This is a genomic window from Mesorhizobium sp. DxT (assembly GCF_058448885.1).
The window spans coordinates 201,143-211,022 of the sequence record NZ_JBZFLJ010000010.1 but is presented as its reverse complement, the minus strand read 5'-3'; the positions used below and the strand labels follow the sequence as shown (position 1 = coordinate 211,022).

Annotated in this window: 14 protein-coding genes; 11 read left to right on the top strand and 3 right to left on the bottom strand. The window is 60.0% G+C overall.

Annotated features, from left to right (window positions below):
• Positions 1-606: 606 nt before the first annotated feature.
• From ACVJNE_RS19065 to ACVJNE_RS19040, 6 genes are all read left to right on the top strand, one after another.
• Positions 607-1,839: a tyrosine-type recombinase/integrase gene (locus ACVJNE_RS19065; RefSeq protein ID WP_499568132.1), complete on the top strand. Its 1,233-nt coding sequence runs from the start codon at positions 607-609 to the stop codon at positions 1,837-1,839.
• A gap of 93 nt (positions 1,840-1,932) precedes the next feature.
• Positions 1,933-2,745 (top strand): hypothetical protein, encoded by an 813-nt coding sequence (locus ACVJNE_RS19060; RefSeq protein ID WP_499568130.1) that lies wholly within the window; start codon positions 1,933-1,935, stop codon positions 2,743-2,745.
• 97 nt (positions 2,746-2,842) lie between these two features.
• The gene (locus ACVJNE_RS19055; RefSeq protein ID WP_499568128.1) at positions 2,843-3,016 is read left to right on the top strand and encodes a helix-turn-helix domain-containing protein; all 174 of its coding nucleotides are present in this window, start codon (positions 2,843-2,845) and stop codon (positions 3,014-3,016) included.
• Between the two features lie 201 nt (positions 3,017-3,217).
• Entirely contained in the window at positions 3,218-3,385 is a 168-nt protein-coding gene (locus ACVJNE_RS19050; RefSeq protein ID WP_499568127.1) for a hypothetical protein, read from the top strand.
• Positions 3,386-3,389: 4 nt separating this feature from the next.
• A complete protein-coding gene (locus ACVJNE_RS19045) occupies positions 3,390-3,686 on the top strand; it encodes a winged helix domain-containing protein (protein ID WP_499568125.1) in 297 nt (98 codons plus the stop codon).
• Positions 3,686-4,237, top strand: a complete 552-nt coding sequence (locus ACVJNE_RS19040) for a hypothetical protein (protein ID WP_499568124.1) — start codon at positions 3,686-3,688, stop codon at positions 4,235-4,237. The genes ACVJNE_RS19045 and ACVJNE_RS19040 overlap by 1 nt, the downstream gene beginning before the upstream one ends.
• 348 nt (positions 4,238-4,585) lie before the next feature.
• Here the strand turns inward: ACVJNE_RS19040 and ACVJNE_RS19035 are convergent, their stop codons facing one another.
• Together ACVJNE_RS19035 and ACVJNE_RS19030 are read right to left on the bottom strand one after the other, a co-directional pair.
• Positions 4,586-4,771, bottom strand: a complete 186-nt coding sequence (locus tag ACVJNE_RS19035; protein ID WP_499568122.1) for a hypothetical protein — start codon at positions 4,769-4,771, stop codon at positions 4,586-4,588.
• A gap of 50 nt (positions 4,772-4,821) precedes the next feature.
• Positions 4,822-5,307 (bottom strand): hypothetical protein, encoded by a 486-nt coding sequence (locus ACVJNE_RS19030; protein ID WP_499568120.1) that lies wholly within the window; start codon positions 5,305-5,307, stop codon positions 4,822-4,824.
• A gap of 368 nt (positions 5,308-5,675) precedes the next feature.
• Here ACVJNE_RS19030 and ACVJNE_RS19025 point away from each other — a divergent pair, with 368 nt between their 5' ends.
• The 5 genes from ACVJNE_RS19025 to ACVJNE_RS19005 are packed head-to-tail and all read left to right on the top strand — an operon-like array spanning position 5,676 to position 9,619.
• Positions 5,676-5,831, top strand: coding sequence for a plasmid mobilization protein (locus tag ACVJNE_RS19025; protein WP_499568118.1), 156 nt, complete (start codon positions 5,676-5,678; stop codon positions 5,829-5,831).
• A 2-nt stretch (positions 5,832-5,833) separates the two neighbouring features.
• Positions 5,834-6,031 carry a hypothetical protein gene (locus ACVJNE_RS19020; RefSeq protein WP_499568116.1) on the top strand — a complete coding sequence of 66 codons (198 nt, stop codon included), beginning with the start codon at positions 5,834-5,836 and terminating at the stop codon, positions 6,029-6,031.
• Entirely contained in the window at positions 6,028-6,288 is a 261-nt protein-coding gene (locus ACVJNE_RS19015) for a hypothetical protein (protein WP_499568114.1), read from the top strand. Before ACVJNE_RS19020 ends, ACVJNE_RS19015 begins: the two co-directional genes overlap by 4 nt.
• Complete coding sequence (locus ACVJNE_RS19010; RefSeq protein ID WP_499568112.1) at positions 6,288-7,616, top strand: hypothetical protein; 1,329 nt, start codon at positions 6,288-6,290, stop codon at positions 7,614-7,616. The genes ACVJNE_RS19015 and ACVJNE_RS19010 overlap by 1 nt, the downstream gene beginning before the upstream one ends.
• Positions 7,616-9,619, top strand: a complete 2,004-nt coding sequence (locus ACVJNE_RS19005; RefSeq protein ID WP_499568110.1) for a hypothetical protein — start codon at positions 7,616-7,618, stop codon at positions 9,617-9,619. The genes ACVJNE_RS19010 and ACVJNE_RS19005 overlap by 1 nt, the downstream gene beginning before the upstream one ends.
• Here the strand turns inward: ACVJNE_RS19005 and ACVJNE_RS19000 are convergent.
• A complete protein-coding gene (locus ACVJNE_RS19000; RefSeq protein WP_368803459.1) occupies positions 9,603-9,875 on the bottom strand; it encodes a hypothetical protein in 273 nt (90 codons plus the stop codon). The genes ACVJNE_RS19005 and ACVJNE_RS19000 overlap by 17 nt on opposite strands.
• Between the last annotated feature and the right edge of the window lie 5 nt (positions 9,876-9,880).

Genomic DNA, 9,880 nt, shown 5'->3' with positions numbered 1-9,880 from the left:
GCGCTTGAACTCGTCACTGAAATTGCCGGTCCCCATCATGGCCTCCTTGCCTCAAATTTAGGGAAGAAGGCGTCCACAAATCTAGGGGCTATTCATTTCTCTCCGCAGAGTTTAGTGCCTTCTCTAGGTTATGGCCGATCTTCTTGAGGCATTCCTCATCGCAGCCGCAAGCACTTAGCCATGACTTCAGGTATAGTTCAATTGCGAAGGCAACTAGCAGGTTGAGGGGCATCAGCGTAGCGATCTCACGCCCTGCCCGGTGCGGACTGGATACAATCATCTGTGCAGCGATCCAGTATCCTTTAGCCGCAGAATAGAGCGTATGAGCGTTTGGCGGAAACCTTTGCATGGCCGCACTTTCAGAAATTTGGGGCACCTTCGTGGGGCGCCAGGGATCGGGGTGATCTATCTAGGCGACTGAAAACAAAGCGTAAATCATCAAGAAAATTCGCTGGCGGAGAGGGAGTCCGCATAACCTCTGTCCCACTGTGTTCGTAAGCGTCCCGAAAGTTGTTGGATTGCAAGCGTTGTAGCCCGCCGAGCGTCTAGCACTGTCCGGCACTGTCTGGTATTATCCCCACTACGAAATGGGGAAAGTAGTGGGGAATGAGCCGCACGCTGCACAAACTCTCTGATGCCTATGCAAAGTCGGACCGGCTCAAGCCCGGCCGGCACAGCGATGGCGGCGGGCTCTATCTCAATGTCGCGCCCTCAGGTGCCAAGTCCTGGTTGTTCATGTGGTCGGTTGTGACCACGAAGGCAGACGGCTCCAAAGGACAGAAGCGCTATGAAATGGGCTTGGGTTCGTACCCGCTGATTTCCCTTGCTGACGCTCGCAAGACCGCTGCCGACCATCGCCAGACAGTCGCACAGGGCGGCAATCCGATTGCCGAGCGTGACCGGGAGGACGAGCCAACGTTTGCCGATGCAACGACCAAGTTCCTCGCTTCAATGGAAAAGAGCTGGCGAAACGAAAAGCATCGGGGGCAGTGGCGTTCGACGCTGACGACCTATTGCGCGGCCATCAATGAGAAGCGGGTTTCGACCATCACAACGGAAGACGTTTTGACGGTTCTCAATCCGATCTGGAGTGAAAAGGCGGAAACGGCATCGCGAGTGCGGGGCCGGATTGAGCGTGTTTTGGACTTCTGCAAGGCCAAGGGATGGCGGCAGGGCGAAAACCCGGCCATGTGGCGCGGACACTTGAAGAATGTGCTACCGGCCCGCCAGAAGCTTACGCGGGGCCACCACACAGCGATGCCATATGCAGAGGTGCCGGCATTCCTTGAGCGCTTGCGTGGCTCTGATGCGATGGCGGCGCGCGCTCTGGAGTTCAACATTCTTTGTGCTGGCCGATCCGGTGAAACCATCGGGGCGAAATGGTCGGAGATAGATTTCGACGCCGGGGTGTGGATCATCCCGAAACAGCGCATGAAGGCAGGCAAAGAGCATCGCGTGCCGCTGTCGAAGCAGGTGGTCGCCCTTCTCGATCGACTGAAAGAGTCCAGAGAGGCCAAGGGATACGTGTTTCCCGGCGAACGCAAGGATAGGCCGCTGTCGAATATGGCTATGGCAATGCTGCTCAAGCGCCTCAAGGTGGCGGTGACGGTGCATGGCTTCCGTTCCAGCTTTCGCGATTGGGCTGGTGATGCGACGAGTTTTCCGCGCGAGGTAGCCGAGGCAGCATTGGCGCATAGCGTCGGCAACGCCGTTGAGGCCGCTTACCGCCGTTCCGATGCTCTGGAGCGCCGCAGGAAGATGATGCAGGCTTGGGCGGACTATCTGGACACGAAACAGGCGCGAGCCACAAAGGGCAAGATTTTGGCCTTCCCGAGATAACCGAACCCGCAGGGATAGGCCGGCCAGCCGACAAGCCGGGGTGCACCTCCCGGCTTCCTTGCGGTTCTTAAGGTGCTTTCGCAAGGTGCAGCGATGTCGAAGTTCGGCGCGAGAGTTGACGTATTCACTTGGGCGGGCCCAAACCCTACGTTTGATGTCAGCCCAAGCGACTTCGAGCGTTTGGAACGCATCTATGGGACTCCGCTATCCGAGTCCGCGCGAGAAAATCTCATCGAAGAGGCTGAGAATTACATCCGTTGGCGAATTGCCGAGCTGAACAGTGACCGTGTTGCCGATATGCGGGCGGAACTCGACAAGGTGAAAGTCGCCATAAAGGGGTTTAGAGCCTTCGCTTTTGGTGAGCTGGTGCCGCAAACGGACGCTGGGCACGCATTGACTAGCTTGTTGAGCGACCATTTGCGCAATTTCCCGACCACAGTTAGGGCAAGCGATTTGCTGTTTTTGGACCCGTCAAACAGCGGCTGGCAGCCGATGCGCGGCGACGAGAGGTCCATGGCGGTCCAGCAGAGTCTGCGCTTCTTGTGCGATGTTGCGATTGGCCTATCCGCCGCTGTTGCAAAGACTGATGAAAGTGTAGCGGCGCTGGAGCGCGGGGAAGGTGGCGCGGGATGGCAACCGGGCAGGGCGTTCAAGGAATGGCTGCAAAGAATGAGAAGCTGGGCAACCGAGCATGGCTATCCTAGAGGTCCACTCAACGCCACGGGGGAGCCGTCGCGGTTCACGCTGCTACTGTTCGAAATCAATTCTATGTTTTCGAGCCATGTACGCGGTGAGGCTGAGAAACTCAGAGATTTGACGGAACTCGTCAGTTCACCGGATGCGCTCGCGGAGCGGATTCGGCAGGTGGTCCGAACAGGAAACAAAATACGGGATGGGGGCGAATAGGGCTCGCGACACGCCCCTCAATGAGCCCACATCAAATCTGCTGCCAACGCGTCCACATTGTCCGTGTGAGTAACCCTGAACACGGATGGACCCGAAGATGAAAATCTCAGTTACTATTCCCGAAGCTGTACAGATGGTCGGTATCGGGCGCAGCAGCCTCTACAAACTTTTCAGCGAAGGTAAGCTAACGCCCCGCAAGTCCGGCAAGCGCACTCTTGTTCTCGTTGAGGAACTGGAGAGCTACGTCAAATCGCTGCCGAAGGGGGTGTAGCATACCCCTAGAAGCACGAAAGCCGGTCGTCTCGCACACGACCGGCCTCCAGAAGATCGAAATGCTTCCCGGCAAATTCGAACCCCTGGACCCTAGCCCAAACGCCCGCCAGCTTCAAGCGCTTCGCCTTCGCGAGCGGTTCCCGCTGTCGTGGCCCTTGGCTCGTCTCACAGCTGAATTGGCATTTGGGGAGGCGCGAGCTTGACCCCGCAAACGCTCCAGGCGGCGCACTGGCTTCTCACCCACGGCGACCGCCGCGCCAACCCTATCGTCCCGACAATCCGCCGCCAGTTCGGTCTCACCGCTGTGCAGGCAATCGACGCGATCCGCGAGGCGAACCGCCTGCGCGCGTCTGTGCACAAGGAATAGCACCATGCGCAACACCACTCTCACCATCATTGCCAAGATCGAGCCGGATGGCGCTACTGTCACCGTGAAGGGGCGGGATGCTTGGGCGCTTCAGGAACTCATTAAGGCCGGCAAGGCGGGCTGCACTCCCATTACTCACCCTGGCCCACGCTGGAGCGCCTACGTTCTCAAGCTGCGCAAGCATGGTTTCGTTATCGAAACGATCCACGAGGCGCACACGGGACCGTTCCCCGGCACCCATGCGCGGTACGTTCTGCACTCTGAGGTGTCGATAATCGAGGAAGTCGCGAGGGCTGCCTGATGAGCGCACGCGAGTTTAGCAAGGTTTCCCCGGCCGTATGGCGGTCGGGGAGATTCCGCCGCCTGCAAGGGCCGGCAACGCCCAAGCTGGTCTATTTTTACCTTGTCACAAACAAGCACGTGAACTCCGCTGGCTGCTATGCGCTCCCGGACCTCTATGCTTGTGCCGACCTCGATTGCGAGGCCGAAGCGTATACCGTCGCGCGTGATGCACTGTTGAGCGGCGAGATGATCGATTACGACCCGGCGACCAGTGAAATCCTCATAGAGCGCTGGTTTCGTCACAACCCGCCGATGAACCCGAACCACTACAAGGGAACGTCAAAGCTGGTGTCTGAAGTCGAATCCGACCGCCTGCGTGAGAAGGCCGAGGAAGCACTCGCCGAGGCTTGGCAGGCATACCAAAAGCGCAAGGAAGAGGACGAGACACGGCGACAGATCGAAGCCGCTCAGAAGGAGGCGGCCAGGTCTCCCCGGGGATACGGGACACTCCAGCCAGTGGGTGCGAGCAGCTATCTACTGAACACCCGTCACATGAAAGGGGGTGGCTGATGGCGTGGAAACAACCCTATCCAAACCGTTTGCATACCGTTTCGATACCCAGTTTTTCGCTCTGGAAACCGTATCGAAATACCGAGACCCAGACCCATACACAGACCAGAGACCTAGACCCTCGTGCGCACTCGCGAGGGTCGGTCGCGGTGGCAATGTCGCAATGGGCTTATGAGAGGGTGTCAAGCCTGAGCGATAGCACCTGTCCTCGAAGGAGGGCGCTTGTCACCGCAGATTTCGATCGACGGAGCAAAAAAGGCGTAGCCCCGGTGAGCCACGCCTTCAGGTCATCCGCCTAAAAAGAAACCCCGCCGGAGCGGGGTTCCTGAAACTAAGTCTCGCATTGGCTCAGCCGCAGCGAGCCATCCGCGTTTCAGAACGGACATAAGCGCTCTTTACCTGCGTAGGGGCGGGCTCCGACACAACCTCGCGCACAAGCGGATCGGCGAGCACACGCCGGAAAAGCGCATCATGGCGCTCCTTCGCATTCTTCATCAGTTCGATCTGCTCGTCGCGCTTCAAAATCGTCATCATGGCTTTCTCCTTTCAGGAGCAATCCCTTGCAAATCGGGCATTCCCGCCCGCTATGGTAGTCGCATCATCCATATCCATCGCCCGTGCCATGGATCGGCCGGACCGGCTTGGTAGCCCTTTTGCCGGAACACTGCAGCAATATCGTGAAATTTCCGTAGCGCAGGGTCGGGCAAATTCTCGGTATGTGTCACCATCTCTACAGCAGCCGGCCGCAACTCGTCAATGTGAGCTTCGACCAAGTACAGTATCAGGTCGACAATGTCGTCACGGTGAGTTCGTTCCGTGATGAAACGCTTCGTTTCCAAGCCGTCATGATAATCGTACACATAGGATCCATCGATCGAGGCTTCAACGAGGCGGAAAACCAGCTCGTAGCCTGTACCGTCGCCGTAGGCTGCAAGTGGCGCGAAGATTACTATGGCCGAAAAGACATGGCCTGTTTCGTCGTCGTAGCCGATGGCTACTCGATAGATGAATTCGCCATTGCCGTGGAGCGCCGTAATCGGCGGCTCTTGATCAAGGGTGTATACGAACAACGAATCCTCCAAGCCCAAAAGCATATTGGGGGATGATGTCTTGGTCGTCTAGTCTCGGATCTAACCCTCTCCCACCGTCTCCGTATCCTCTGCCAGCTTGCGCTCCTCGAGCCGGAGCGCGAATCTCCGCACCTAGCAAGTGTGCGGGCACCCGCATGGGGCTGAAATCTCGAAGGTCACTCCCAATCCCCGCAGTCACGAACGCGTGATGTTGTGGAAAGCGGGGGCCGCGGCATGAACGCAGGCAGACGCTACAGGACACAACAGGACAGCCACGGACAATACATAAGCAATTGTAATTGCTATTCTTTTGTCCTTACGAGTGAGCCGACCTGTGGTATGTTGCCTTCAGTGATTTGGAGGCAGAGATGCGATTTTCCGAACCAATGGACGGCCTGATTCAGGTGAGAGTGGCGCGAGACGAAAAGCGCCGTCTTGCCGAGGTGGCCCGCACGCGTGGCCTGACCCTTTCCGACTTCCTTCGCCAGACGGCGACCGAGGCGGCGCAGCGGGTGGCGGTGTAGTCATGGCCGTCTATGCCCCGCCCATCAGCCTGCGCCAGCTCGTTCGGCTTCATCACCGTGATTGCCTGCCGATGCGCCGTGTCCTGGCCGAAGCCCGTCGTGGCAGCCTTCCGGGTGTCGAGCCCGTATCCGGTGGATCGGGTTTTGCCGTCATCGATCGCAACGCTGCGCTCGCTGCCATCCGTAAGAGGGCGGCGTGATGTTTTCTCCCGGCAAGCTAGGCGGCAGCATTTCGGCGCAGGCCAGCCCGACCAACTATTTCCCGCCAGCCCCGCCGATGGACGGGTTCAATCCGTTTCAGATCAACGTCGATCAGCGCAACGCCATCGCCAACGCTGCCAGTAGCATGGAGCGCGATAACCAGATGCAGCCGCTTCAGCCCGCGCCGTTCCCCGGCGGTCGCTCTGCGGATGGGCAACAGCTCCTGCGCATCCTCGCCAACATGAGAGGCCGCTAATGCTTCCCTACATCCCCCCTTCGATGATGGACCCGGAAAGGCTGGCCGCCGCCGGCCTTGGCTCGCAGGCTGAGCTTGTCGCTCGGCTCTACGGCACCGATGCGATATTCAATCAGCAGCAGATGCCGCAGCAGTCCGACAATATGCCGCCCGCATTCGAGCAGTCGGGTTCGGCCCTGCGCCCTCGCACGACTTCCATCAGCAACGAAGCACATCCCGGTTTTGACACGGGCAGTCAGCCGCATGGTGGGCAGCAGCGGGGCGGTGGTTTCCTGTCCGGCATCTCGGATTGGCTAAGCGGCGGCGATGGCCAGAAGGTCAATCAAACGGTCCACTGGCTCCAGCAGCAGGGCTTGGACGAGGGGACGGCGCGCGGGCTCGCTGCCAATCCGCCGCTCTTGCAGCACTACCTCAAGCAGTACGTCGATGCGCGCGACCCCCGCAATCAACTGGATTTTGAGAAGACCCAGCTTGAGGTGGAAAACCTGCGTAATCCGCGCATGTCACCGTACGAAGCTGGGCGGCTTGGTATCGATGAGCAAAAGCTAGATTTCGAACGCTCCAACGCTGAGAAGACGACCGACATCCGCGAATATCAGCAGGCCAAGCGCGAAGGCTATCAGGGCGATTTTCGCTCCTGGCAGATGGAGATGAAACAGGCCGGCGCGACCACCATCAACAACAACATGGAGGCTGAAAAGGCTTGGGACACGGAAAGCGCCAAGCTTTGGGCGAAGCGCTATGACGACCTCACGGCCGGCGCGATGAACTCGCAACAGATGCTCGGCATGTACGACCTCGCTGAACAGGCTTTCAACAGCGGCGTGCGCACTGGCTTCGGTGCTGAGACCGAATTGACCCTTCGCCAGTTGGGCGCGGCTATGGGCCTCGACACAGACCCGGAAAAGCTGGCCGGTGGCGAGTTGATCCGTTCTGTTCAGAACCGCATGGCGCTGATGATGCGTTCGCCTGACGGCGGCATGGGCATGCCTGGCGCACTGTCTGACCGTGACATCAAGTTCCTGAAAGACTCGCAGATCGGCATCGATCGCTCGCCTGAGGGCAACAAGCGCATGCTGCAAGCCTATCGCCTGATGGAACAGCGCAAAATTGAAATCGCCCGTATCGCTGATGAGTACGTGCAGCAGAATGGCCGGCTCGATGCCGGGTTCAACGCATATCTTCGCGACTACGCCAACGCGAACCCGCTTTTCGAGACCGCGACTAATGACGCCCCGCGCCAGATTATGGACGTGGAGGATTACAAGCGGCTTCCGAGCGGCACGCAATTCCTTGCCCCTGACGGCACGGTTCGGAGGAAGCCCTAATGGCCAACTGGTGGGAATCCGCACCCGTTGTCAGCCAGCCTCAAAACTGGTGGGACGCAGCCCCGATTGTCGGTGAGCGGGCATCGCAAGGTCACGCCGGTGTGCCGGAGTTTGTTCCTCCTGGCGTCGAAGGCTACGACCCCGAAACCGGGCTGGTCGAGCGCCAGCCTGCTAGATCCTCTGCGCCGGCTCTCCAGTCTGCGCTTTCGGGTTTCGTGGAGGGCATCCCGGTTGCCGGCCCCTACCTGCAATCCGGTGTTGAGAACGCGGCGGCTTTCGCCGGCTCGGCACTCACGGGCAGGCCACAAGAGGAAGTTCGCGCGGAAATGGGGCAGATGGTCGATGAGGCCGCTGCGCAGCATCCGTATGTCAATTTCACGGGCAACGTTCTTGGCGGCGTGGCAGGTACCTTACCGGCTGTAGCAGCCGCACCGGGTCTGTTTGGTGCCAATGCTGGCCCTCTAGCCATGCGTGCGCTCGCTGGCGGTGCATCCGGTGCAGCTATCGGCGGCGCGGATGCCGGCGTGCGCCATGGTGCCGATGCAATCATCCCTGGCGCAGTTACGGGCGGTGCTATTGGGGCCTTAGCGCCCGCGCTCAGCGACGCGGTTGGCGGTGTAGGGCGTTGGGCCTATCGAAAGGCTGCGGGCGTGACGCCGGCTCAAGGCCACCTGGCACGCGCGGCCGGTGCCGATGCGGCCGATGACATGGGCGCGCGCCTGTCTGCCCTTGGGCCTGACGCAATGCCAATGGACCTTGGCCCCAACCTTAGGGGGCAGGCCGGCGCAATCGCCACCACTCCGGGACGCGGGCAGGAAGTGGTCCGCTCTGCGGTGACAGGCCGGCAGGCTCGTGCCGGTAACCGCATTGGGGTCACTCTGGACGATGCTCTTGGCGCTCCAGTGGATACCGTTGCGCTTGCCGACGACATCATTGCCCAGCGTTCTGCCGCTGCAAAGCCGCTCTACAACGCGGCCTATTCCAAGCCGGTGCCGTTCACGCAGGAACTGGAAGACCTGCTGAAGCGTCCTTCGGTGGGTCGGGCCATGCAGTCCGCACGTCGTCTAGCCGCTGATGATGAGACGTTCAGCGCTGCAACTCGCGGCTGGTTTGCCAACGTCGCTGATGACGGGGCCGTAACGATTACCAGAACGCCTAGCGTTTACGAACTGGACATGACCAAGCGTGCGCTTGACGACATGTATTCCACTGCGCAGCGGGCCGGGAACAACAACGAGGCCCGTATATTCGACCAGCTCCGCAAGAAGCTCATCGGCTTCGTTGATGACGCTGTGCCGGAATACAAGCAGGCGCGGGCGGCGTTCTCCGGTCCTGCTTCGGTTCTGGATTCGCTGGAGGAAGGCCAGAAGGTCTTTTCCCGCAACCTGACCCCGAGCCAGCTTCGCACGCAGATGATGAAGATGGGAGATGCGGAGAAGGATGCTTTCGTGCAGGGCGCACGGGCGGAAATCGCCAAGACCATGGGCACGGCTCGAAACGACGCTCTCGCGGCTCGCTCTCTGTTCGATAAGGGCTGGAACAAGGAAAAGCTCGGCATCATCCTGGGGGATGAACAGGCCTCGCGCCTGCTCAACTCGCTTGATGCCGAAACGACGTTCGCGGCCACCAATCAGGAAATCACCGGGCAGTCTGTAACGGCTGGTCGCCAGATGGCGCAGAAGGACTTGGGCATCCGTGGCAGTGACGAACGCGGCATGCTCCGATCGGCCCTCAACCTCAATGTGGGTGACTCCCTCGCTCGCCTTGGTGACCGCCTCACTGGGGGCGTCCGGACGGCGTGGAACGAGAAGAACCTGAGCGAACTCGGGGAGCTGCTCACCTCGCGCGATCCAAAGGCGATGACGCGGGTCATCAAGACCGTCCAGGCTGCGCAGCGCAGGGGAGACCTTACGGCTGCGAAAGCGCGCGAGATTATCCAGAGCCTTGCGGTTGGAACGTCGCCCCGTCAGCCGCTTGAGCTGACTGTCACGCCCGCCCGGTAACCCGAGCCTTGAGCGAAGCCCACACCCTGTCCCAACCCTTCAGGAGCAAATGAACAGCACCGAAATAGAGACCGCCAGCCAACAGCGCCAGGGCAATGAGCCATGGCACGTCATAGGCAGGAATGCCCTCAGCATCGCCCCGAGCGAGCGACAGGCCAACGCCGAGGATGACAGCCGTCGTGATGATGGAAATCGCTGTGGCTTTGGGCTTCGCCTCTTTCGGGGCTTGCTCGGTCTTATGCGGTCTCTGGTCCATGGGCG

Excerpts from the sequence above, each read along its gene's own strand:
- ACVJNE_RS19065 (WP_499568132.1), top strand. The coding sequence starts at position 607 with ATGAGCCGCACGCTGCACAAACTCTCTGATGCCTATGCAAAGTCGGAC.
- ACVJNE_RS19060 (WP_499568130.1), top strand. The coding sequence starts at position 1,933 with ATGTCGAAGTTCGGCGCGAGAGTTGACGTATTCACTTGGGCGGGCCCA.
- ACVJNE_RS19055 (WP_499568128.1), top strand. The coding sequence starts at position 2,843 with ATGAAAATCTCAGTTACTATTCCCGAAGCTGTACAGATGGTCGGTATC.
- ACVJNE_RS19045 (WP_499568125.1), top strand. The coding sequence starts at position 3,390 with ATGCGCAACACCACTCTCACCATCATTGCCAAGATCGAGCCGGATGGC.
- ACVJNE_RS19040 (WP_499568124.1), top strand. The coding sequence starts at position 3,686 with ATGAGCGCACGCGAGTTTAGCAAGGTTTCCCCGGCCGTATGGCGGTCG.
- ACVJNE_RS19035 (WP_499568122.1), bottom strand. The coding sequence starts at position 4,771 with ATGATGACGATTTTGAAGCGCGACGAGCAGATCGAACTGATGAAGAAT.
- ACVJNE_RS19025 (WP_499568118.1), top strand. The coding sequence starts at position 5,676 with ATGCGATTTTCCGAACCAATGGACGGCCTGATTCAGGTGAGAGTGGCG.
- ACVJNE_RS19020 (WP_499568116.1), top strand. The coding sequence starts at position 5,834 with ATGGCCGTCTATGCCCCGCCCATCAGCCTGCGCCAGCTCGTTCGGCTT.
- ACVJNE_RS19010 (WP_499568112.1), top strand. The coding sequence starts at position 6,288 with ATGCTTCCCTACATCCCCCCTTCGATGATGGACCCGGAAAGGCTGGCC.
- ACVJNE_RS19005 (WP_499568110.1), top strand. The coding sequence starts at position 7,616 with ATGGCCAACTGGTGGGAATCCGCACCCGTTGTCAGCCAGCCTCAAAAC.
- ACVJNE_RS19000 (WP_368803459.1), bottom strand. The coding sequence starts at position 9,875 with ATGGACCAGAGACCGCATAAGACCGAGCAAGCCCCGAAAGAGGCGAAG.